Here is a 23,242-nt window from a genome sequence, read left to right on the forward strand (position 1 = left end):
ACGGGGGCGCCGTTTTACATGGCCATGCCGTCACCCGGCTGGCCTGAGCTGGCGGTTCAGGTAAAGAACAGCGGTACCACGATGCTGGAGATCAGCAGGATCAGCGCACCGCCGAGGCGCGAGGAGATCTGCGCGAACGGCATCAACTGCATCCGCTTGGCGGCGGAGAGCACGGCGACGTCACCGGTGCCGCCCATGTTGGCCATGCACAGGCCGGCGGTGATCGCCGATTCGATCGGGTAGAAGCCGACCAGCTTGCCGACCAGGCCCGCGCCGAAGGCGGCACCCGCCACCACGGCAAAGACGATCATCACGTAGGTGATGGAGATCGCATCGATCACCTGGCCGAGGTCGGTATAGGCGATGCCGATACCGAACAGCAGGGCGAAGGTCCAGTTCTTGGCGACGAACTGAAACCACTGTGCAGCGGCCTCGTTGATCGATTCTGGCACCACGTTGGCGATCTTGAGCACGGCAACCAGAATGATCATCAGCGCGTACGGATGCAGCGGAATGAATCCACCCAGGATTTCACCGGCGACGAAGAAGGTCAGGGCGGCGATGACGCCGATGCCCAGTTTGGAGAGATCCGGCTTGCTTTCGCGCTCTTCGATCTCGACGCCCGGCATCATCTGGCCGTTGCCGGTCAGGCTCGGCATCCGGTTGGCCAGGCCGTTGAGCAGGCCGGCAATGATGATGGCGAAGACGTTGCCCAGCGCCAGCGCCGGCACCAGGATCGAGATGTAGTAGCTGGCGGGCTGGCCCAGCAATTGCTCGTAGATCTGGCTCATCGGCACCGCACCGGCGCCCATGCCGCCGCCCATGATCGGCAGGGTGATGACCACGACCGCGTCCTGGGGCGAGAATCCCATGACCCAGCCGACGGCGATCGCGAACAGGGCGGCGAACAGCACGGCGCAGATCAGCGGCAGGGCGTAGCGCGAGCCGACCTTGACCAGCACGCGGGAGTCCATGCCCAGGATACTGCCGGTGATCAGCGCGGCTATGTAGAAGTTGAGGAAGCCACCGCTCTTCATGAACTGGGTCACGTTGTCGACGACACCGGTCGGCAGCCACTGGACGTAGACCAGCGTCGCTGCACCGAAGATGGCCAGGATGGCGCCGCCACCCAGATAGCTCTTGACGATCGGCAGGCGATCGCCGATGAATCCCATCAGTTCGCCCAGGATCATCATGACCAGCAGGGCGCCGATCATGCCGGTGGGTATCGTGTCCGTCGCCATGGAGACGACGAGAACCCCGGCCGCGATGGCGAAGAGGGGAAAGGGAATGCCGAAGATCGGCGTCGACAGCCAGCTGTCTCGACGGCCAGAATCGGACGGCACGGTTTGCGTCACGGTTGAAGTCATGGTTGGCTCCCCAAGGATTTTCGCCCAAAGGGCGGTAAGCGGTATTCTTGCCCCGATGAGCGGTACGCTGCCGAGGATAGAGGCCCCGAGGTGTCGACCAAGTTTTATGAAATTATTAAAGCCTTTAGAAACTATTGAAAGGTATGGGGTGGTACGGCGCACACCCCCGGCCAGTAAGGTATACCACCATGGTCTAAACGGCGCTCGACCTTGGTCTATAGGCCGGCAGTCGTGCTTTTCCGCCGGCGTCTCCAGCGAGGAGTGGGTAATGAGTTCCGGATCGGTCCGATGCGGCGGCCACGTTGGCGCCATGGCCATACCACGCCAGTCCCCGGAGGGCGAGGCGTGAAGCGGCTGCGCCTGAGTGCCCAGATATTCGTCCTGGTCGCCAGCATGGTCGTGCTGACGCTTGGCGTCGCGCTGCTGCTTTTCAACTACCAGCTGCGTGCCAATCTGGAGGAGGCCCAGGGGGAGCGTGTGATGGGGCTCGCGGCGGTGCTGGCCGATCGCAACGACGTGCGCTCCGCACTCATGGCCAGGCCCATCGTTCATGACCCCGACTCCGAGCTGCGGCGGCAGATCGAGGCACTGCGCAATCGGCTCGGCGTCGATTTCATCACCGTGATGGATCGGAACCATCTGCGCCTGACGCATCCCGACCCCGGCGAGGTCGGGCGTCATTTTCGCGGCGGCGACGAGGGGCCCGCGCTGGATGGCCAGTCCTACGTCTCCCGTTCGGAAGGTACCCTGGGTGTCAGCATCCGGGGTTTCTCGCCCGTCCTCGATGGGCAGGGCGCGGTGATCGGTGCGGTCGCCACCGGGGTCACCCTGACTCGGGTCGGGCTGCTGCTGGCGGAGCGGCGTCAGGTACTGCTGCTGGGCATCGTGTTGCTGATGGTGGTCGGTGCCATGGGCGCCTGGTGTCTGGCACGGTACATCAAGCGGATCCTGCTGGGGTTCGAGCCCCACCAGATATCCCAGTGGGTCCAGCAGCGTCAGGCGATGCTGGCCTCGCTGCACGAGGGGGTGCTGGCGATCGATGGCGATTCGGTCATCACCATGGTCAACCCGGCCGCCGGCGAGTTGCTGGATCCGGCGGGCGCCGGCGACGGCTCGGGAATACCCGCAGCCACGCTCGGAGAGTTGTTCGACAGGAGCACGCCCGCGCTCAACCGGCGCTTGACGCTGAACGGTCGCGCCTTGATCGTCAACCGCGTGCCCATCCGTGGCGAGAGGGGCGCGGGGGGGAGCGTGGTGACGTTGCGGGACCGTAGCGAGGTCAACCGGCTCGCCGAGGAGTTGACCGGTGTCAGCCGTTACGCGCAGGCGCTGCGGGCTTCCACCCACGAGTTCAAGAACCGGCTGCACGTCATCCTCGGCCTGGTGCAGCTGCGCGACCTGGGGCGTCTGGAGCGTTATCTGCGTGAGCTAGACGACACCTTGATCGCGCCGGCCGCGGCACGGGTCGCCGGGGTTCGGGATCCGGTGCTGGCGGGCTTTCTGCTGGCCAAGGGTAGCGAGGCGAGAGAGCGCCGGGTCGAGCTCGATATCGACCTGCAGAGCGAAATTCCGGCGCCAGACGAAAGCGAGGTCGTGCACCTGCTGGTGTCCATCATCGGCAATCTGCTGGAAAATGCCTTCGAGGCGGTCGCCGGTCGCGAGGTGCGCCAGGTGAGCCTGACCCTGGGTGTCGACGCCGGCGCGCTCTCGTTGCACGTGTCGGACAACGGCAGGGGCATGAGTGACAGCCAGCAGCAGCTTGCCATGAAGCAGGGCGTCTCTTCCAAGGGGGCGGGACGGGGCTATGGACTGGCCATGGTCAAGGCCCATGTGGAATCGCTAGGTGGTACGCTGGCGCTCTATTCGACGCCGGGGCGCGGCACGCTGGTCGAGGTGACCGTGCCCTATGTGATGGACGTAATGCAGGTAACCGACGGAGTGACTTGATTCATGCGCGTGCTGGTCGTGGAAGACGATCCAATGGTGATGCGGCTCAACGTCGAGTTCCTCAACCGCATCGACGGCATCGATCTGGTCGCCCAGTGCGAGGATCTGCCGGCGGCGAGAGAGATTCTGGCGCGGGAGACCGTGGATTTGCTGCTGCTCGATGTCTATCTGCGCGAGCACAATGGCCTGTCGCTGGTGCGGGACCTGCGCCGTCAGGCCCGCGATATCCAGATCGTGCTGATCACCGCAGCCTCTGAAATGGAGACCGTGAGGGAAGCCAAGCATCTCGGTGTCAGCGATTATCTGGTCAAGCCGTTCGAGTTCGAGCGCTTCAGGGAGGCTCTGACCCGCTGCCTGGACACGCACCAGCGGCTGTCCCGGCTGCCTGCTCGCGCCCATCAGCGTGATCTCGACGCGCTGTTTCGGCGAGAGGCGACCGCCACGCAACCGGCCCGCCCCGGCGACCTGCCCAAGGGCCTCACCGCCAACTCCCTGGCCCAAGTGGCCAGGGCCGTTGCCGAGCAGACGGGGACACCTTTCACCACCGAGACGCTGAGCGAGAATACCGGCATGTCACGGGTGTCGGTGCGGAAATATCTCAAGCACCTGGTGGATCGTGGCGTGCTCGAAGAGTCCTTCCACTACGGCCAGATCGGTCGCCCCTCCTTCACCTATCGCTGCCTCGATGGCGAGACGCTGGCCCTGCTGGGGGAGACCGGCGCCGCGACTCCCTGAGTCAGCATTCACCGTAACGGGCCTCGGCCGTCGGGAAAACCGACGAGCGATGGCCAGGTCCAGGCCCGTTCCCGATGTTCCAACGCACTTCCCGCATCCTTGTGGGTCGCAAGGCAGATATCGGCGGCCAATCGCCAGGAGTGACGATTGGGACAGCGCCGCTGCACTCGCCCGTTGGGCCGTCATCAGGGCGCTCTGAACGCAGTCCAGTGAACCGATCGTGATGCCGTGGTAGCGAGGGCAGGCCTCTTTCAGGCGAAGCGTAGCCTGCCCGCCGCCCGGATCAGCGGCCTCGAATCAGATCGGCGATGATCCGCCGACCGGGGTGCAGATGATCGATCAGCTCGCGCTCCAGAGGCATCGGTTCATCGTGGAGCCTGGAGGCGATCAGTTCGGCGCACAGCGGCGCGCTGACCATGCCCCGGGAGCCGTGTGCGGTGCTCATCCACAATCCCGGGTAGTGGCGGCCCGGTTGGCTGAACGTACGCTTGGCGTCCTTGCCCAGGGCGGCGTAGTCCTGACGCCAGCGATCGAATTCGGGCAGCGGCCCGGCGTAGGGCGTCTTGTCCGGGCTGGCGGCGCGAACGCTGGCACGCCCGCCGCATGCCGCCGGAGAGCGATCTCCAAGCGACTCCGCCAGCGCGGGGACCAGGCGCGCCAATTCATCGAGGTTGCATCGATGATCCGAGCTGCGCACCGTATCGTCGTCATCGTTGGGCGAAAATGTCGCGCCGAAGGTCAGCCGTCCCTCGCGAGGCGGCATGACATAACCTTGGGCGCAGAGAACGCGATCCAGCGCTGGTGTCTCCCCGGAGCCGTGGCCCGGTGCCAGCGCAAGCGTGGATATCTGACCCCGGACCGGCTGTATCGGCAGTCCGTCGAGCCAGTGGCGGCTTGCATGACCAGTGGCGAACACGACCTGATCGACATGAAGCGACTCTTGCCCCAGCGCCAGCCGCCAGCCGGCGTCCGTCTCCCGCAGTGAATCGAGCCTGGCCTGACGGACCTCGACCCCGGGTGTCGCGGCGAGATGGTGGCAGAGTGCGACGGGGTCGACCCAGCCCGCCAGTGGATAGTGCAGCGCATGCTGGTGAAGCGCCACACCGGCGAGTGTCGTCGCCAACGAAGGGTCGCTGGCGGCAACGACGGCCGGCGGCAGCTGGTAATGGGCCAGGAAGCGTTGCTGGCGTTCGATGTCGCCGGCTTTTCCCGCCAGTTGCAGTAGTCCGCAATCCGACCACCAGCGGCGCCCCGGATCGAGACGCGCCAGCCAGCGCTGCGTGTAGAGCAGCGCCGCGAGATAGAACCGGCTCTGGAGGTTGGGCTCGATGGCCATCTTGACGTAGAGCGCGGCCTGGGGATTGCCGGAAGCGCCTGCCGCGATGCCCTCGCGGTCGATCAGGGTCACCTGGCTGCCCCGGCGCGCCAGTGCCGCCGCGACGCTGGTACCCGCGATGCCGGCGCCGATCACCGCCACGTGGTCCGCCGGCCTCGGCGGCGGTGGCTGGAACCAGGGAGTGGCCGCTCTGGCCGAGGATCTCCGAGGCGCGCTCGGGGCGGCGGGATCATGCTCGCCCCGCAGCATCTCGCGCTTGCGACCGAATCCCGGCACCTTGCGCCAGTGGAAGCCCGCCGCGCTCAGGCCGCGGCGCACGAAACCGGCGCAGGTGAAGGTAGCGAAGGTCGCGCCCGGCCGACTGGCGGTGGCCATGGCCGTGAACAGTTCGGGTCGCCACATGTCGGGGTTCTTCGAAGGCGCGAAGCCGTCGAGAAACCAGGCGTCCACCTGTCCGTCCAGTCGGTCGAGGCAATCGGCCGCATCGCCGAAGTGCAGATCCAGGATGACGCGGGCGTCCAACTGCAGGCGATGGACACCCGCCACCGCCGGCGGCCACTGCTCGAGCAGGGCAGCGGCCTGACGCGACAGCTGCGGCCAACTGCGCCAGGCGCGTGCCAGCGCCTCGCGGGTGAGCGGGTGCTTTTCGGTCGAGATCAGGTGCAGTCTTGCATCGGCGGGGGCGTGTTCGTCGAAACAGGTCCAGGCACATACCATGTTGAGCCCGGTGCCGAAGCCCGTCTCGCCGATCGTGAACGGGCGTCGCTCGCGCCAGGCCGCCAACCGCTGCGGCAGGTCGTTGTTGTCGATGAAGACGAAACGCGTCTCCTCGCGGCCATCCTGGCGCGAGAAATAGACATCATCGTAAGCGGTCGAGAACGGCGCTTCGACGTCGCCGTCGTCGGCCCGCCAGTCGAGCTCGGCATGTCGTATGGCCTGGCGATGAGAAGTGACCGGCTTGCCGTTCATGGTTTCCACGTCTGGGGATCATCGAACGACCCCTCGGGCAGGGGTCGATGGCGCGTTGTATGAAAATTGAACACTTTTCGCCAGGCGGCGGCTTATCGGGAGCGGAGAAAGACGTCCGCGGGATCTTAACAGCGTTATCCACAGCAGGTGTGCAAAACCGTCACGCCAGCGGTTGTGGATAACCGGTTCGCCGGAGGAGGCCGGGTTACGGAAGGACCCGTTTGAACGGCTTGACCCGGACCTGAGCGTAGACACCAGCAGCGACGTACGGGTCGGTGTCCGCCCAGCGCTGTGCGGCCTCGAGCGAATCGAACTCGGCCACGATCAGACTACCGCTGAAGCCGGCACTACCCGGATCGTCGCTGTCGACGGCCGGGTGGGGGCCGGCAAGTACGAGTCGGCCTTCTTCTTTCAGCGCTTCCAGACGTTTCAAATGCTCGGGGCGAGCCGCGAGCCGCTTGTCCAGACTGTTGTCGACATCTTCACTGATAATGGCGTAAAGCATCAGGAGCCTTCCTTCGATTGTGATTGCGAGAGATGACGGGCCAGAAACAGGGCCTGGCCGACCACGAACAGCAGGGTCAGTCCCAGCATGCCGAACAGCTTGAAGTCGACCCAGGTCGCCTCATCGTAATAGCTGAAGACATAGACGTTGAGTGCGGCCATGGCGAAGAAGAACAGCACCCACGCCAGGTTGAGGCGCCGCCAGACGGCCACCGGCAGCGATACCGCCTTGCCCATCATCCGTTGGACCAGCGTCTGGCCCCCGAACAGCGGCGAGAGCAGAAAGGCGACGCCGAACAGCGCATTGATGACGGTGGGCTTCCACTGAATGAAGGCCGGATTGTGAAAGACGACGGTCGCGGTGGCCGAGACGATCACGATGACCGAGGTGATCAGCAGCATCTTTTCGATGCGGCGCTGACGCCACCAGACGATGCCCAGTTGCGCGACGGTAGCGGGAATGAGCACCATCGTCGCCATGATGATATCGCCGCTGACATGATAGACGGCGAAGAAGATCGCGATGGGCAGAAAATCGAACAGCAGTTTCATACGGGCTGGGCCTCCGGCGGGTGGTGGTGGCGTGGACGATTGACCCCGTTCGCCGCGGCCCTCACCATAGTCGACCTATTCTGACAAAGACGCTGGCTGGCGTCATGCCCATGAGCGCTTTTCCCACCGATGATCCCGAGGCCAGCTCGACCGTGCTGTCCGATACGCTGGAAAGTATCCAAGGGATCGACCTGCATCTGCATTCCACGGCTTCCGATGGCAAGCTCTCGCCTGCCTCGCTGGTGGACCTGTGTCATGCGCGTGGCTTGACCCATGTCGCCCTGACCGACCACGACACCGTCGACGGCGTCGAGGAAGCGGATGCCCGATGCCGGCTTCACGGTCTCTCCCTGCTGTCAGCGGCCGAACTTTCCTGCCAATGGCGCGGTATCGCTCTGCATATCGTGGCGCTTCTGCCCAAGGGTGTCTCCCCGGTACTGGGGGAGGGATTGAGGACGCTGGGACTCGCCCGCGACAGGCGAGCGCGGGAGATCGCTCATCGCCTGGAGAAGGTCGGCCTCGACGATGGTCTCGCCAGGGCACGCCAGGAAGCGGGAAGTGAGCGCCCACTGGGGCGGCCGGATTTCGCGGCGGCGCTGGTTACCGCCGGCGTGGTCCCTGATGTCAAGACGGCGTTCAAGCGTTACCTGGGCGCCGGCAAGCGGGGGGACGTCAAGATGCACTGGCCCGAACTGGCCGCGGTCGTCGGGTGGATTCGCGATGCCGGCGGGGTCGCCGTCGTCGCGCATCCGCTGCGCTACGGCATGACCCGGCGCAAGCGCGACCTGATGTTCTCGGCCTTCATCGATGCCGGTGGGGAAGCGGCGGAACTGGTCAGCGGCTATCAGAATCCGGACACGACCCACGACCTGGCCCGTCAGCTCGATTTCCACGGGCTCTACGGATCTGTCGGCAGCGACTTCCATTACCCGGGAGGCCCCCTGGCCCCAGGCACGATCAGCCCCCCGCCGCGCTCCCATGTCAGGCCGGTCTGGTGTCACCCGGCGTTGCGATGCTTTGCCGGCGGCGAGTAGCGCCGCGTCTGTTACCCTGTGAAGCAGTAACGGACCCGAAGACAGCAGCAGTCCCTCGAACGGCCGCAGCATTCGGGGTCGGCAGATTTCGACAGCGGTTCCAGGAGAGCGTGAGATGACCCAATTCTTCCAGATTCATTCGCAGAACCCGCAGAAGCGCCTGATCGACCAGGCCATCGAGATCCTTCGCCAGGGCGGCGTGATCGCCTATCCCACCGATTCGGGCTATGCCCTGGGTTGCCGGTTGGGCGAGAAGAAAGCGATCGAGAAGATCAAGTGGCTACGCCAGCTCGACGACCGTCACAACTTCACCTTGGTCTGCTCCGACCTCTCGGAGATCGGCACCTATGCCAAGGTCGACAACAGCGTCTTCCGGCTGCTCAAGTCGCACACCCCCGGCGCCTATACCTTCATCCTCAGCGCCACCAGCGAAGTGCCAAGATTGCTGCTGCACCCCAAGCGCCGTTCGATCGGTGTGCGCGTGCCGGATCACAAGATCACCCATGCGCTGCTCGATGCACTGGGCGAGCCACTGATGAGCGTGACCTTGATTCCGGTGGGAGAGACATGGCCGATGACCGATCCGGAAGAGATTCGCGAGCGGCTCGGCGCCCACCTGGACCTGATCATCGATGGCGGCGCCTGCCAACTGGAGCCGACCACGGTGGTCGATCTGCGCGAGATTCCCCCCGTTGTCGTACGGGAAGGGCGTGGAGATCCGGCACCCTTCCGCTGAGCGGCCCCACCAGCGGGCTGGCCGCCATCAAGGGCGGGACGTGCGGTGTCCCGCCTCCCGCGCTCAGCGAGTCTTCAGGGGCGCCGCCCAGGCCTCGAGATCGGCGTCGCTCCAGCTGCCGTAGCTGGCGTTGGGGAACATGATCCAGTCATCGCCGAAACGGGCATCGTCCTCGGCCACCAGCCGGTGCTGATCCTCCAGGTCGGCGTGATGGAAGTCGCTGGAGAAGTCGGCCAGCGAATCACCCAGTTGCAGGACCAGATCGTGATCGCGCTCGATGGCGGCGCGCCGCTCTCCCTTCGAGGGGCCCAGCAGCCGTACCTGGGCGTCATTGACCTGAGGTAGGTGCAGCGAGCGTAGCGTCGCGAGCGTCGACGCCTTGTTCTCCTCGTAGCGGTCGGAGACATAGAAAATCGTCACGCCCTGGGAATCGGCGTAATTCAAGAACTTGCGCGCGCCGGGGATCAGCCGTGGGTGGCCCTCGCGCTCCCACACCTTCCAGGTATCCCAGCCGGTAAAGTCGTGACAGGCCTGCATGTCGCGAACCAGGAGCGCCGAGTTGTCGATGACGGTCTCGTCCAGGTCGGTCATGATCGCCAGGTTGTCCGCTTCGGGGTGAGCGGCGATCTTCTGCTGCAGTCTCGCCGTGGCCAGGGCGTAGCTCTGTCGCTGCAGGGCGTCGACCTCGGCCGACTGCTGCTGGTAGCGAAGGGCCATCGCATAGGCCTCTGGGGCACAGGCATCATCGGCGGCAGCGGCCTGGGAGGTCGAGGCGATACCCAGCATCAAGCCGGTCGTTACCACCCACGAGAGTCGGCGCCGGGTGCTGTTCTTGTCGATCGTATTGTTGGTCTCGTTCATTGAAACGTCCTTCTGAGCTGGTGGCACGGTGGCCGGGAAGCATGGCAGGGCAGGCCGAAACGTGGCGGCGTATCCCCTTGAGGCATCATGGATCGGCTGGCAGCAGGTGGCGAATTCGCTGAAATGCGTACTTCGCCGCTGGCCCTGCGCTGCCTAGCCTAGCTTGGCGTGATGTCTCACAAATACCCTCCCATGATATCGGCGCATGGCGCCGCCCGGGAGGGAGCCGGGAGCGCTTTCAAACCGGCAGCGCCTCCTGCGCCTCTTGGTGCCGTTTTACGGGGAGGCGAGGCCGATCATCGGCCAGACCCATGCCATCCGGCTCGGTGCTCGCCGGCTTCTCGGCATCGAGTTCCGCCACTGGCGCCTCCAGCTTGAACCGATTGCTGTGCTCCTGCTGGCGCTGCGCCCGGGCGTCCAGTTCCTGGGTGGCCCTGAGCGTGCGTTCCGCCAGCGCGACGTTGCGCTGGGTGGCGATGTCGATGGCGTTGATTGCCTGATCGATCTGATGAATGCCATCTCGCTGCTGACGGCATGACAGCGCGATACCCTCCAGCAACTGGCCGAGTTGCTGGCCGGACTGCACGGCGGTGGCCATCGTCTCCTTGGCCTGGGTCAATACCTGGGCGCCTTTCCTCACCTGTAGGTGCGTCCCCTCGATCTGGGCCCTGATGGTCCTGGCGGCCTCGGCGGAGCGCGCCGAGAGGCTGCGAACCTCTTCGGCCACCACGGCGAACCCGCGCCCCTGCGCCCCGGCCCTGGCCGCCTCGACCGACGCATTGAGCGCCAGCAGGTTGGTCTGGAAGGCCAGCGAGTCGATCATCCCGATCACTTCCAGCGACGATTCCGAGCGGGCCCGGGCCGCCTCGATCTCGGCGACGGCCGTCGAGACCTGGTCGCCGCTGGCATCGATCCGGCGCCGATTCTCCTCCGACAGCGCCTGGCCCCGGTCGGCATGATCCGCGGTGTGCGAGACGGTGGCGGTGATCTCCTCCATGCTGGCGGTCGTCTGCTGGAGCGCCTGGGCTTGTTGCCGACTCTGGTCATTCAGCGTGTGGCTGGCTTCGGTCAACTCCTGGGCATCGCCCCGCACCGCCCGGCTCCCCCGCTGCAGTTGCGAGACCAGCTCCAGCAGTGCGACCTGCATCGCATCCACGCCGGACTTGAGCAGCCGCATCTCCCTTGCGCCCCGGGTCGACAGGCGCTGGCTGAGGTCGCCCTTGGCGATGTCGGCGCAGTGTCGCCTCACGTCGCCCAGCGGGCGCAACAGGTGGCGCTGGAACATGAAGAAGGCGAACAGGATCAACGCCAGCGTGACCACGGCCGACGTGGCCAGCCCGACCTGCAGGAGATGCACGTCGCGCTCCATGGCGGCCGCTCCCGCCACCGCATTGGCTTTGGCGGTGGCGGACAGGCTGGCAAGGCTGGCATCCACCGCGGCGGTCAGGTCGTTGGCCTGCTTCACACTGGCTTGGTAGGCCGAGACATCCCAAGCCTTCAGCGTATCGAAGCCGGGCTGGATGCCGTCGTCGATCAGCGCCTGGAAGCGATCGACGAGATCGCTGCCCGGCGAGTCGGGGGCTGCCGGGGGCATCTCCGCGAGGCGCTGCTTCGCGCTCGCGAGGGTGGCCTGGGCCTGCGCCCAGGTCTGCTTGGCGGGCTTGACGCGCAGACGATTGTAATCGGTTTGATAGCTGTCCAGCAGGACTCGAGTCTGCAGCAGTTCGGCATAGAGTTCGCGCGCCATCCCGAGCTGCACCACATTGAGGGTGTAGACCGAATCGAAGGCGTTTCGCGCCTGTTTCATGGCGAGATAGCTGCCGCCGCCGATGACCGACATCAGCAGCGCGAACAGCAGCAGCATGGCGACGAGACCGCTGCGGAGCGTAGGACGAAGCGATTGCATGACAACTCCCGATGAGGACGAACAGCCTGATGCGGCGTCGTGGGAGTCTGTGTTTTTTGTGTCACGATTTGATGACAAACATTAACAATCGATTCGCTTCAAGGCTTCAATCGCCTTTCGCGTCCGCTTCGGGAGGTTCCGACGCCGTGTCGGAAGTCTCGGTGGAAGGCGCATGGGGATCCTCGGTCTCTTCATCGAGCCAGGTGCCGCAGAAACGGCAGTACTTGGACCCGCGTTCGTGCCCCTCATGACCGCAGCCCGGGCAGGCTTCTTCGGAGTAGCGCTCGCGCTGGATCGATCGAATCACCTCGGCGGAGAAGACTCCGGTGGGCACGGCGATGATCGAATAGCCGAGAATCATCATGACGGCAGAGATGAACTGGCCCAGCGGCGTCACCGGCGCGATATCACCGTATCCGACGGTGGTCAGCGTGACGATCGCCCAGTACATGGCCCTCGGCATGCTGGTGAAACCGGCCTCCGGCGGTTCGATCATGTAGATCAACGCGCCGAAGATGGTGATGATCAGCAATATGGTCGTCAGGAACAGCAGGATCTTGCGCTGGCTGCGCTGCAGCGCCTCCACCAGCATGCGACCCTCGCCGACGAACTCCATCAGCCGCAGGACCCGGAACACGCGCAGCACCCGCAGCACCCTGACCACCAGCAGCGATTGTGCACCGGGTATGAACAGGGCGAGCCAGGTCGGGAGTATGGCGAGCAGGTCCAGCACCCCGTAGAAGCTGCGCAGGTAGCGCAGTGGGCGGTCGAGGCAGTAGAGCCTGAGCGCCAGCTCCAGCGTGAAGATCAGGGTGAACCCCCACTCGATGAAATAGAAAATTCTCCCGTAGCGTGCATGCAGACCCGGCACGCTATCGAGAAAGACGGTTCCCACGCTCACCAGGATCAGCGTGATCAGAACGATGTCGAAAGCCTTCGCTTGCGGTGTGTCCGATTCGAAGATGATTTGAAACAGCCGCTTGCGTAGCAGTGAATCGCCCGATTGCATCAAGTCAGTTCCTGTCCCTGGTGATAGCGCATCGAGTGCGCTCGATAATGGATGTCGACGGCACTCAACTTCGTGATTCGACCGCCGATAATGCTAATGATACTTCGATAACGCCGGCGGCCATCGCTTGCATCCTGCGGAAAGCGACCAATTAGCGTGACGCCGCTGACCGATGTCGGAGCGGTAACAGACTCCAGAGTGGTCTTGCCATGATCGGATTGATTCAGCGCGTCCTCATCGACCATATCGAAACCCGCTACGGCCCCTCGGTCGTCGACTCCATCGCCGCCAAGGCCGGCCTGGTCTCGTTGGGGCGACGGATAGACGTCGATTACGACGATGCCGATACGCTGGCTTTCTTCGCGGCCGCTGGCGATTACCTGCAACTCGACCACGAGGCGTTGATGGCGCTGTATGCGGACCTGTTCGTCAAATGGACACGCCGACACTACCCCATGTTCTTCTCGATGGCAGAGTCGGCGCAAGCCTTCCTGACCCGTCAGCCTGCCATCCATGCCTCGATCGGTGCCGGCATTCGCGATCCCGAACTCCGGGGCCGGGTCAGCGACAAGTTTCGTATCGTCGAGCAGGCGCCGTCGCGTCTGGTGGTGGAATATCGCTCGGGCAACGGGCTCTGCTCGCTCTATCACGCGCTGTTTTCTCGAATTCTCGAGGAGTATGCGCAAGCCGGCACCATCGTGGAGACCCAGTGTCGACATCGGGGCGATGACGGTTGCCGCTTCGAGATGACCTTCGGGGAGGCGCCGGTGCCATGAGTGAAGCATCCTTGACCGACGCCGAAGCGCGCGAGCGAGATCTGATCGCGGAGATCGACTCCCTCAGCAACCAGCTGTGTCAGGCGGTCGATGGCCAGTTCGAATTTCACGTCCATACCGACAGCGATGAGATCGCGCTGCAGAAGATGGCGCAACTCAACAATTTCGTGCTCGATTCGGTGCGTCGCACGATCCGCGACCTCAAGGCGTCCCGCGATGAGCTGGAAAGCCGGGTGCAGGAGCGAACCCAACGCCTGAACCTGGTGCTGACGGCGACCAACGATGGGGTCTGGGAGTGGGATATCGATAGCGGCCAGCTCACGCTGTCTCAACGATGGTCGGACATGCTGGGGCTGCCGCACGACGGAGGACGGCGTGGGCTCGATGACTGGCTGGCGCTCATCCACGAAGACGACCGTGCCGACGTACAGCGGTCGCTCTATCAGCATCTCGACGGCCTGACCGCCTCGGTGGCCGTCGAATACCGCATCCGGGACGCGCGCGGCGCCTGGCGGATGGTGTTGTGCCGAGGCCTGTGCCAGCGCAACGAGCGCGGGGTGGCCATCCGCATGGCCGGCACCCAGACCGACACCACGGAGCAGCGGCTCGGCGATCCGATGACGCTGCTGCCCAACGGTGCCTATCTCGAACTGCTCCTGCAGGAGTGTCTGGTGCGCTCGCCGCTGCCACCGCTGGCACTGGTCAAATTCCAGCTGCTCAACGTGGCGTCGCTGTTCGACGGTATCGCCGTCGACGATGCCGTCGGTGCGCTACGCAGGCTGGTCCAGCGGATGCGCCAGCAGTTGCCACCGAGAGTGGCATTGATCGCGCTGCCGGAACATACCTTCGCCATGGTGTTCGAGACCGGCGAGGTGGCGCGGCTGGACGAAGCCCTCGAACCGCTCGAGGCGTTGCTTTCGCAGCCGGTGGAGATCGACGGGCAGCAGGTTTGGCTGTCGCATGTCAGTGGGGTGGCCGTGCTCGATCCGGCCGAGCCGGTGAGCGTGGACGAGTGGCGTCACCAGTCCCGCCTGGCACTGGCCAACGCGCGCCTTTCCGATGTCGGTTCGCGGCGCTACTACAGCGAGTCGCTACGCCAGTGGGAGCGCCAGAACAGCCGTGCGGAACAGTTGATCCGCGGGGCGTTGGCGACGAACGGCGTGCGCTGCTTCGTGCAGCCGATCGTCGATTCATCGACGGGCGAGGTCCGCGGCTTCGAGGCCTTGATGCGGCTGTACGATCCGACGGAGGGCATCGTGGCGCCGGCGAATTTCATCGAGGTCGCGGAGCGCTCCGGGCTGATCGCGCCGCTTTGGGAGATGCTGATGGAGCAGGCGCTGCCGCTGCTGCGGGACGACATCGTGCGCGAGCGTTTCGGCGGTGACTTCCTGCTCAGCGTGAACCTGTCCACCCGCCAGCTGATGGATCCGGGGTTGCTCGATGACATGATCGCGGCATCGAGGCGCCACGGGGTGCCCCATACCCGGCTACAGATCGAAGTGACCGAAACCTCGGTACTCAGCGACCCCATCAAGGCGTTCCGCAGCCTGGATCGGATTCGGGAGGCCGGCATCAGCGTCGCCCTCGACGATTTCGGCAGCGGCTACTCTTCGCTGGCCCAACTGACCTCGATGCCCATGGATACGGTCAAGATCGATCGCGAACTGGTGATGAACGTCACCTCGTTGCCCCGCAAGCGCCACGTGCTGTCGGCGGTGGTCGCCCTCTGCCAGCGTCTCGATTACGGCATCGTCGTCGAGGGCGTCGAGGAGCGGGAGACCCTGGAGATCCTGCATGACTGGGGCGCTACCGATATTCAGGGCTACATCTACTCCCGGCCGCTGCCGCTGGACCGCCTGGTGCAGGACTTTCGGCCGCCCAAACCTTACCTGGCCGGCCTGTCTCCCGTGTCACGGGCTCGCGGGACATCGCTCCCCGCGCCCTGAGCGACGCTTCTGGATCGGACCCGGCTCCAGCAGGCCCGGCGCCAGCTTCAGGTCTGCCGGCAGCTACCGGTCCGACGCTTGTCAGGCCAGTTGTCGAAGGGCCAGCCAGTCCCGGCTTCGCCAGGGAACGTTTCCGTCACGCAGATCCGCCAGGATTCGCTCGCCGGCCTGTCGGCACGAGGTGTCTTCGTCGATGGCCCAGCGCTCGATCAGTCGCTCGCACTGGGCTTCGGCATTGGTGAGCCAGGCGCGGTCCTGGCTGTCCTGCCAGCTATCGATGGCATCGATCAGCGAATCCACCGAGGCGTGTTGGGGGTCTATCGGCTCCGGCCAACGACTGGCAAGACAAGAGGCCCTGCTGGCCTTGCTGTGATTGGCCGGGCGTGCCGGCAGGGGCGCTGCGGAGGCATCGGCCGGCGCACACAAGGCGTCGGCCAGCGTCCACAGGCATGCGGGATTCCCCCGTTTGAGCTCGAGTTCGAGCTCGCGGATCGGCAGGGTGGCGGCACCGACATCAATGGTGCCCTGGTCGAGGGCGATCTCGATCTCACACTCGTCATCCCGGTAGTGCCAGAGGCGGCGCTCGAAGTCGGTCGTGAAGACCGGGCGAAGCGTCTCCAACGCCAGTCCGGAAAGGGCGGGGTGCTCCAGTGCGCGAAGCCCTTTCACGTCGAGGCCGGCGGCATTGCACTCGACCCCATCCAGCGACCACTCCCATTCGCCGCGACTCGACAGGCCGCCATGACTCTCTGCGGCGCTCTTGAGCGTCTGCAGGCGCCGCTCGCCCTGGCGCCTGACGCGAAGGGCGACGCGTCGCGATCGCAGGGCCGATTCGGCGGTGTCGTAGTACTGGTTGCCCAGCGAGACCGTGCGGGAGGTCAACGTACGGAGCAGCGGATGCTCGATCAACAGGGCGGGGCCCTGGGATGATAGCGCCAGTTTGAGTTCGATCTCGTCGCTCATGCAGCTTCCTGATGGTGGCCGGTCAAGGGTTGCCGGTCTGAAGTCGCCCGTCCGGCAGCGGTGGCGGGATCACTCGCTCCACGGCCAGGCCGGGGGCGTAACATGAATTTTTCATGACGCATCCAGACGCAATCATTATACTGGCGCCGCCACTTCCAACGCATCCAGGCCACGTTATGGTGAGTACCAATCCGTTCTCGGCGCTGTTTGGACGATCGCCGTTCCAACCGCTCCTGGCTCACATCGTCAAGACCAGCGAATGCGCCGGCCAGTTGCTGCCTTTCTTCGATGCCGCGCTGGGAGGCGACTGGGAAGAAGCTCGCAAGTATCGCGAGGCGATCACCCGGCTCGAGCACGAGGCGGACGAGCTCAAGACGCAACTGCGCCTCAACCTGCCCAACACCATGTTTCTGCCGGTGTCGCGTTCCGACCTGCTGGAGCTGATCAGCGTTCAGGACAAGATCGCCAACAAGGCCCGGGATATCACCGGGATCATGCTCGGTCGCAACATGAGCATTCCCGAGCCGCTGGCGGAGCCGATGCGCGACTACCTGCGGACCGCCGTGGACACCGTCGACCAGGCGCGCAAGGCGCTGGAAGAACTCGAGGACCTGCTCGAGTCGGGCTTCGGTCGCAATGTCTCCGACGTGATGCACGAACTGATCAGAGAACTGCACGATCTCGAGCACCAGGCCGACGATCAGCAGGTCGCGATCCGCCGCCAGCTGTTCCAGCTCGAGGCGGAACTGCCGCCGGTCGATGTCATCTTCCTCTATAAAATCATCGAATGGATCGGTGAACTATCCGACCGCGCCGAGCGCGTGGGTAGCCGCCTGCAGATACTGACGGCCCGCTGAACGCGGGTCTTCGTCATTCTACGCCTTCGTCACGCCACTCAAGCGAACAAAGCCTATGTCCATCATTGCGCAATACGGTGATGTCTTCATCATTCTCGCCTGTGTCTTCGGTTTCTTCATGGCATGGGGGGTTGGTGCCAACGATGTCGCCAATGCCATGGGAACCTCGGTCGGCTCCAAGGCGATCACCATCAAGCAGGCGATCATCATCGCGGTGATCTTCGAATTCCTCGGCGCCTGGCTGGCCGGGGGGCAGGTCACCGAAACGATCCGCAAGGGCATCATCGACCCCGGCCTGCTGGAGAGTGACCCCCAGATGCTGATCTACGGCATGCTGGCGTCGCTGCTGGCGGCCGGATCGTGGTTGATGATCGCATCAATGAAGGGCTGGCCGGTCTCCACCACCCACTCCATCGTCGGCGCCATCGTCGGGTTCGCGGTGGCCGGGCTCGGGGTCCAGTCGGTCAACTGGGGGTCGGTGGGAACGATCGCACTCAGTTGGATCACCTCGCCGCTGATCGCGGGGGTGTTCGCCTTCATGCTGTTCCGTTCCGTGCAGGTGCTGATCTTCGACAACCCTGATCCGTTCGCGGCGGCCAAGCGCTACGTGCCGGGGTATATCTTCCTGGTCGGTTTCATCGTCTCGATGGTGACCCTGGTCAAGGGGCTGTCCCACGTCGGCCTGCACCTGACCTTCGGCGAGAGCCTGTTGCTGGCGGTGGCGTTCGGCGTCGTCATCATGATGTTCGGCCTGCTGCTGGAAAACCGCATCAATCGCGGCGATCGGCGGGCGCGCAGCAACTACGACTTCTCCAGCGTGGAGCGCATCTTCGGCGTGTTGATGATGTTCACCGCCTGCGCCATGGCCTTCGCGCACGGCTCGAACGATGTCGCCAACGCGGTTGGCCCGCTGGCGGCGGTCATCAGCGTGGTCGAGAACAGCGGCAGCGTGACCGGCTCGGCCACCATGCCGTGGTGGGTCCTGGTGCTCGGCGGCGGCGGGATCGTGGTCGGACTCGTGACCTATGGCCACAAGGTCATCGCCACCGTCGGCACCGGGATCACCGAGCTGACCCCGAGCCGCGGTTTCGCGGCGACGCTCTCCGCCGCTTCCACCGTCGTGCTGGCCTCCGGTACCGGCTTGCCGATCTCGACCACGCACACGCTGGTCGGCGCGGTACTCGGGGTGGGGCTGGCGCGCGGCATGGCGGCACTCAACCTGCGCGTGCTCGGCTCGATCGTGCTCTCCTGGCTGATTACCCTGCCGGCTGGCGCGCTACTCTCCATCGCCTTCTTCTTCATGTTCAAGGGCATGTTCGGCTGACGGCTCGCGCTGCGCCGCAACGCTCCGTCAGCGACGGGCCGGTCTACCGGCCCCGAGACGCTCTGGTATAGTTGGCGCAGACTCGTCAGAGCCCTGTCTCACTGCCGGAGCGTCAACCCCTTGGACTCGCGTTTTCCCTTCGTCGATTGGTTTCGCCACTCATCGCCCTACGTCAACGCCCACCGTGGCAAGACCTTCGTCATTCTGGTGGAGGGCGAGGCGATGGCGTCATCGTGGCGGGGGCAGTTGCTGCAGGATCTGGCACTGGTCCATACCCTGGGCGTGAGGGTGGTGCTCGTCTACGGCATTCGGCCCCAGGTCGCCGCCGCTCTCGAGAGTGCCGAGATCGAGCCGGTTCACGTCGACGGACGCTGGGTGGCCGATCGCGAGATCATGGATCATGTCGAGCGGATCGCGGCGGTCCACCGACTCGAGCTGGAGGCCCAGCTCTCCCTGGGGCTGCCCAACACACCGTTGCACGGCGTGGAGCTGACGGCGGTTTCTGGCAACCTGGTCTCGGCCAAGCCGCTGGGCGTGCGCGGCGGCGTGGATTTCGACCACAGCGGGGAAGTGCGCCGGGTCCGCAGCGAGGCCATCGAGAGCCTGCTCGCCGGCGGCAACCTGGTGATCCTGCCTCCCCTGGGCTACTCCCGTACGGGAGAGGTCTTCGACCTCGATGCCTCGGAGATCGCCCAGCACGTGGCGGTCTCGCTAAAGGCCGACAAGCTGATCCTGCTCGGCGAGTCGGCCGGACTGCACGACGACGACGGCCAACTGCAGCGCCAGTTGACCCCCGACGAGGCCGATATCCTGCGCGAACGGGCCAGCCCCGGCAGCGAACTCTCCCGCCACCTCAGCGCCGCCTGCGGCGCGGCCCGTCACGGTGTTGGTCGTACCCACCTGTTGTCGTGGCGCGATCATGACGCCCTGCTCGGCGAGCTGTTCACCCGCGATGGCGTCGGCACCATGATCACCCAGAATCGCTACGAGCTGCTGCGCCAGGCCGTGCTGGATGACGTCGGTGGCCTGCTGGCCCTGCTCAAGCCGCTCGAGGCCAGTGGCATGCTGGTGGCTCGGACCCGCGAGCGGCTCGAACACGAGATCGAGGATTACGTGGTGATCGACCGCGACGGCATGGCGATCGGCTGTGCGGCGCTGCATGGCTACGCTGAAGCGAAGATGGGAGAACTCGCCTGTCTGGCCGTGCACACCGACTATCGCCGGGGAACCCGAGGGGAAACGTTGCTGACCGAGATAGAGCGCCGCGCGCGTCGCCGAGGGTTCACTAAGTTGTTCGCCCTGACCACCCATACCACCCACTGGTTCGTGGAGCGCGGCTTCTCGCTCGCCACGCCGGAAGCGCTGCCGGACCTCAAGCGCGGGACCTACGATCAGGCCCGGCGCTCCAAGGTGCTGCTCAAGTCGCTGTAAAGCGACACCTGAATCGGCCGGTTTGCCATCATGGTGTCTCCAATCGGAGACGCGTCAAGTATTTGATTTTGTTGAAATATGATAAATGGGGTCGAAAAGCGTCGGTCAAAGCCGACGTTTTCGACCCTTTTTTTCGGCCCTCCGCGGCAATCGGCGGCCGGCGGCCCGGAAGATGGAAAGTGTGATTTTTCAAGCTATTGATATTGTTTGATTTTTAAAATATTGGCACGGCTATCGCAACAGCATAGGTCGAGAGCGACGAGACGATGTCCTCGGACTCGGCTCGCCGAATCCTGGCAGGTGCCTCGACTACCCTGTGCAGGGCCTTCAGGATTCGTCAGCGTCCGCTCCACGCGATGTGTGACTTAGGTTGCGATGAGACGGGTGTGGCCCATCGGGCAAGGAGATGCACCACTTGGGCAAGGATGCCCCGGCAAGGAAGCCTTCCCCCTCGTGAGAGGGGACCCATTGCAGTCGGCCGCTGGATCACCCCCGGCGACCGGCTCGAAGACGAAGCAGGCGGTTCGCCGCCCCGGTATTCGATAGCCCCTGAATGGCTCAGTCGAATACTGGCTTCGAGGCCTTCGGGCCACGGGAGCGATCTCGAATAGCTGATTCAGGCAGTGTTTCAAGGTCGTTCTCGACCCTTCAGTTCCCTGCGTACCTTGGGCCGGCTCTGCCGGCCCTCTTTTTTTGAGTGGATTTCCCGCCAACGATCGGCACCGGCACTGTCGACCGGCGGCTGAAGTGCGGATTCGCGCTCAACGGTTCGACCTGAATGGGCTTTCAACAAAGATGTTATCCTTGCGGAACGATCCATGACCCCAATGGGCATCCTGCACAGAGCGAATCTCATGACCACCGAGCTCTCCCGACGTTGGCGGCCGCGCTCGCTTTTGCAACTGGTACTGCTGGCGTTCGTCGTCGTCATGCTGCCGATAGCCGTGCTGATGTTCCAGGCCGGGCAGGCGTTGTCGCAGCTCTCGAGCCTGGCCGACCAGAGTGCTCGCCAGGCCGTCGAGGAGACCCGCCGCGCCCGCATGTTGAGCTCGCTGGCGCTGCAGATGGAGCGCAGCGCCCGCCAGTATGCGGTGATCGAAGAGGAGGGCCTGCGCGATATCTACAACCAGAAGGCCCGGCAGTTCGGTGAGCTGCTCCAACAGCACGAGCCGCTGATGCGCGACAATCCTGACTTTCGGTCGCTGGTCGAGCGCTTCCGGCAACTCCGGGTTCTGCCGCCTTCGTCGGTCGACGGTGATATGGGGGCGTTCCTGCAGCGGTTCTCGGGATTTGCCGCGGAGTCAGATGCGGTGAGGGATGCCACCAACGACCTGATCGACGCGCGCATCGCCGATATCCGCGAACAGGCCGACGCGGTGAAGGCCCGGCTGTGGATGCAGACCGCCGCCCTGGTTTCCGCCAGCCTGATGCTGATGCTGTTCTTCACCTGGCTGATCACTCGCCCGATCCGTCAGCTCGAGCGCCGGATCTTCGGCCTCGGCAGTGGCGATCACAGTGACACGCCCACCCGCATCCAGGGGCCCGCCGAGCTGGTCCAGTTGGGCGAGCGGCTGACCTGGCTGTCGGGTCGGTTGTCCGAACTCGAAGCGCAGAAGCAGCAGTTCCTGCGCCACATGTCGCATGAGCTGAAAACGCCGCTGGCCAGCGTTCGCGAGGGCACGTCACTGTTGTCCGACGGCGTGGCCGGGGAGCTCAACGAGCGCCAGAGCGAGGTCGTGCGGCTGATCGACGAAAATGGCCTGGAGCTGCAGACCTTGATCGAGCAGCTCCTGGATTACAATCTGCTGCAGAACAGTCGCCGAATGAAGGTCACCCAGTTCGATGTCGCGACGGTCATCCAGGAGGTTCTCTCCAAGCACCGCCTGGCACTCGACAACAAGGGCATGCAGGTCAGAAGTCCGCATCATCCGCTGACCTGGCAGGCGGATCGGGAGCGCACGGCCCGGGTGCTGGACAACCTGATCTCCAACGCCATCGCCTATGGCAGCGACGGTGGCGAACTGGTGATTCGCGCCACCCATCAGCGCGACTGGCTGGCACTGGATGTCGCCAACAGCGGGGAGCCCATTGCCGAGTCGGATCGCGAGCACCTTTTCGAAGCGTTCTACCAGGGCAGTGCGCGTCGCAAGGGGCCGCTCAAGGGCTCCGGCATCGGACTCTCGGTCGCCGCGGACTGTGCCCGATTGCAGCACGGAAAGCTGGCGCTGGTGGATGATACCGAATTGCCCGTCTGCTTCCGGCTCACGCTGCCGTGGGCTAGCGCGCCGGTGCGCGGCGCGCAATACGATAATGAGGCCGCGCCGGACGATACGTTTCCGGGCGGTGAGGCAAGGAAAGAGACATGGTCAGTCAGATAAGAACGTCGCTCGCCCTGTTCGGCATGCTGGCGCTGGTGGGTTGCCAGTCATTGTCCAGCGAACCCAAGCAGTATGGCTGTGGCGACATCCCCACCTACGCCGACAATGTCTGCCTGGTCGACTCCTGGGTCGCGTTCGGTCTGGAAGCGCAGCGGGGCGACGACGAGTGGCGCGACGAGGTGCTGGAACGGGTCGGTCGCAGCCGCATGGACCAGAAGGCCGTGCGAGCCGTGGTGCTCTCCTGGGATGGCCCCGCTCAATGGGCCCAGGCCTCGAATTTCTACAAGGCTTCGATCGGTTCGGCGCCGGCCCGGTTGCAGCCCCTGCTGCAGCAATGGCTTAACGAACTCGAGGAGCGTCGGCAACTCTACGCCTCGCGAGGCACGAACGGGAGTCAGCGGGCGGGAGGCAATGATACGCGGGCACTGAAGCAGGAAAACGAGAAGCTGAAGCAACAGCTCAAGGAGATGTCGGACAAGCTCGAAGCGTTGACCGATATCGAGCGGACGATCAACGCCCGCGACTAACGACGCGCAAGCTGCGCGCGACAACACTCACGTAAAACCAAGCCATCCGCGCGATGCCAGGCCATATCTCGGCGCGCGCGA

Annotated in this window: 19 protein-coding genes; 11 read left to right on the forward strand and 8 right to left on the reverse strand. The window is 64.7% G+C overall.

Annotation, left to right across the window (positions count from 1 at the left end; all coding sequences use genetic code 11):
• Positions 1 to 56: 56 nt before the first annotated feature.
• Positions 57 to 1,370, reverse strand: a complete 1,314-nt coding sequence (locus tag DOM56_RS06930; RefSeq protein ID WP_110708118.1) for a 2-hydroxycarboxylate transporter family protein — start codon at positions 1,368 to 1,370, stop codon at positions 57 to 59.
• 345 nt (positions 1,371 to 1,715) lie between these two features.
• Between DOM56_RS06930 and DOM56_RS06935 the strand changes: the two genes are divergently transcribed.
• A complete protein-coding gene (locus tag DOM56_RS06935; RefSeq protein WP_232822213.1) occupies positions 1,716 to 3,317 on the forward strand; it encodes an ATP-binding protein in 1,602 nt (533 codons plus the stop codon).
• Positions 3,318 to 3,320: 3 nt separating this feature from the next.
• Positions 3,321 to 4,052 carry a response regulator gene (locus tag DOM56_RS06940; protein ID WP_110708120.1) on the forward strand — a complete coding sequence of 244 codons (732 nt, stop codon included), beginning with the start codon at positions 3,321 to 3,323 and terminating at the stop codon, positions 4,050 to 4,052.
• Positions 4,053 to 4,335: 283 nt separating this feature from the next.
• Here DOM56_RS06940 and mnmC read toward each other — a convergent pair whose 3' ends face one another.
• The 3 genes from mnmC to DOM56_RS06955 all read right to left on the reverse strand — a co-directional run bounded on the left by mnmC (position 4,336) and on the right by DOM56_RS06955 (position 7,413).
• Positions 4,336 to 6,357: a bifunctional tRNA (5-methylaminomethyl-2-thiouridine)(34)-methyltransferase MnmD/FAD-dependent 5-carboxymethylaminomethyl-2-thiouridine(34) oxidoreductase MnmC gene (gene mnmC, locus DOM56_RS06945; protein WP_110708121.1), complete on the reverse strand. Its 2,022-nt coding sequence runs from the start codon at positions 6,355 to 6,357 to the stop codon at positions 4,336 to 4,338.
• Positions 6,358 to 6,562: 205 nt separating this feature from the next.
• Positions 6,563 to 6,862 (reverse strand): YciI family protein, encoded by a 300-nt coding sequence (locus DOM56_RS06950; RefSeq protein ID WP_110708122.1) that lies wholly within the window; start codon positions 6,860 to 6,862, stop codon positions 6,563 to 6,565.
• Positions 6,862 to 7,413, reverse strand: a complete 552-nt coding sequence (locus DOM56_RS06955) for a septation protein A (protein ID WP_110708123.1) — start codon at positions 7,411 to 7,413, stop codon at positions 6,862 to 6,864. The genes DOM56_RS06950 and DOM56_RS06955 overlap by 1 nt, the downstream gene beginning before the upstream one ends.
• Positions 7,414 to 7,523: 110 nt before the next feature.
• Between DOM56_RS06955 and DOM56_RS06960 the strand changes: the two genes are divergently transcribed.
• Both DOM56_RS06960 and DOM56_RS06965 read left to right on the forward strand, forming a co-directional pair.
• Positions 7,524 to 8,447 carry a PHP domain-containing protein gene (locus DOM56_RS06960; RefSeq protein ID WP_232822214.1) on the forward strand — a complete coding sequence of 308 codons (924 nt, stop codon included), beginning with the start codon at positions 7,524 to 7,526 and terminating at the stop codon, positions 8,445 to 8,447.
• Positions 8,448 to 8,562: 115 nt separating this feature from the next.
• Complete coding sequence (locus tag DOM56_RS06965) at positions 8,563 to 9,183, forward strand: L-threonylcarbamoyladenylate synthase (RefSeq protein WP_110598846.1); 621 nt, start codon at positions 8,563 to 8,565, stop codon at positions 9,181 to 9,183.
• Between the two features lie 63 nt (positions 9,184 to 9,246).
• Here the strand turns inward: DOM56_RS06965 and DOM56_RS06970 are convergent, their stop codons facing one another.
• The 3 genes from DOM56_RS06970 to DOM56_RS06980 form a co-directional block, all read right to left on the reverse strand.
• Entirely contained in the window at positions 9,247 to 9,969 is a 723-nt protein-coding gene (locus DOM56_RS06970; RefSeq protein ID WP_110708626.1) for an HAD family acid phosphatase, read from the reverse strand.
• A gap of 313 nt (positions 9,970 to 10,282) precedes the next feature.
• A complete protein-coding gene (locus DOM56_RS06975; RefSeq protein ID WP_110708124.1) occupies positions 10,283 to 11,950 on the reverse strand; it encodes a methyl-accepting chemotaxis protein in 1,668 nt (555 codons plus the stop codon).
• 106 nt (positions 11,951 to 12,056) lie between these two features.
• The gene (locus DOM56_RS06980) at positions 12,057 to 12,959 is read right to left on the reverse strand and encodes an ion transporter (RefSeq protein WP_110708125.1); all 903 of its coding nucleotides are present in this window, start codon (positions 12,957 to 12,959) and stop codon (positions 12,057 to 12,059) included.
• A gap of 209 nt (positions 12,960 to 13,168) precedes the next feature.
• Here DOM56_RS06980 and DOM56_RS06985 point away from each other — a divergent pair, with 209 nt between their 5' ends.
• Positions 13,169 to 13,735, forward strand: a complete 567-nt coding sequence (locus DOM56_RS06985) for a heme NO-binding domain-containing protein (RefSeq protein ID WP_110708126.1) — start codon at positions 13,169 to 13,171, stop codon at positions 13,733 to 13,735.
• The gene (locus tag DOM56_RS06990; protein WP_110708127.1) at positions 13,732 to 15,681 is read left to right on the forward strand and encodes a GGDEF domain-containing phosphodiesterase; all 1,950 of its coding nucleotides are present in this window, start codon (positions 13,732 to 13,734) and stop codon (positions 15,679 to 15,681) included. The genes DOM56_RS06985 and DOM56_RS06990 overlap by 4 nt, the downstream gene beginning before the upstream one ends.
• A gap of 81 nt (positions 15,682 to 15,762) precedes the next feature.
• Here DOM56_RS06990 and DOM56_RS06995 read toward each other — a convergent pair whose 3' ends face one another.
• Entirely contained in the window at positions 15,763 to 16,644 is an 882-nt protein-coding gene (locus DOM56_RS06995; RefSeq protein WP_110708128.1) for a CYTH domain-containing protein, read from the reverse strand.
• Between the two features lie 176 nt (positions 16,645 to 16,820).
• On the opposite strand from DOM56_RS06995, the gene DOM56_RS07000 reads away from it, so the two are divergent.
• From DOM56_RS07000 to DOM56_RS07020, 5 genes are all read left to right on the forward strand, one after another.
• Positions 16,821 to 17,501: a TIGR00153 family protein gene (locus DOM56_RS07000; protein ID WP_110598834.1), complete on the forward strand. Its 681-nt coding sequence runs from the start codon at positions 16,821 to 16,823 to the stop codon at positions 17,499 to 17,501.
• A gap of 55 nt (positions 17,502 to 17,556) precedes the next feature.
• The gene (locus DOM56_RS07005) at positions 17,557 to 18,825 is read left to right on the forward strand and encodes an inorganic phosphate transporter (protein ID WP_110598833.1); all 1,269 of its coding nucleotides are present in this window, start codon (positions 17,557 to 17,559) and stop codon (positions 18,823 to 18,825) included.
• Between the two features lie 120 nt (positions 18,826 to 18,945).
• Positions 18,946 to 20,256, forward strand: coding sequence for an amino-acid N-acetyltransferase (gene argA / locus DOM56_RS07010; RefSeq protein WP_110708129.1), 1,311 nt, complete (start codon positions 18,946 to 18,948; stop codon positions 20,254 to 20,256).
• An 854-nt stretch (positions 20,257 to 21,110) separates the two neighbouring features.
• Positions 21,111 to 22,634 carry an ATP-binding protein gene (locus DOM56_RS07015; RefSeq protein ID WP_110708627.1) on the forward strand — a complete coding sequence of 508 codons (1,524 nt, stop codon included), beginning with the start codon at positions 21,111 to 21,113 and terminating at the stop codon, positions 22,632 to 22,634.
• Entirely contained in the window at positions 22,619 to 23,161 is a 543-nt protein-coding gene (locus DOM56_RS07020) for a hypothetical protein (protein WP_110708130.1), read from the forward strand. The genes DOM56_RS07015 and DOM56_RS07020 overlap by 16 nt, the downstream gene beginning before the upstream one ends.
• The last annotated feature ends 81 nt before the right edge of the window (positions 23,162 to 23,242 follow it).

Source organism: Salinicola sp. CR57 (assembly GCF_003206585.1).
Taxonomy (GTDB): Bacteria; Pseudomonadota; Gammaproteobacteria; order Pseudomonadales; family Halomonadaceae; genus Salinicola; species Salinicola lusitanus.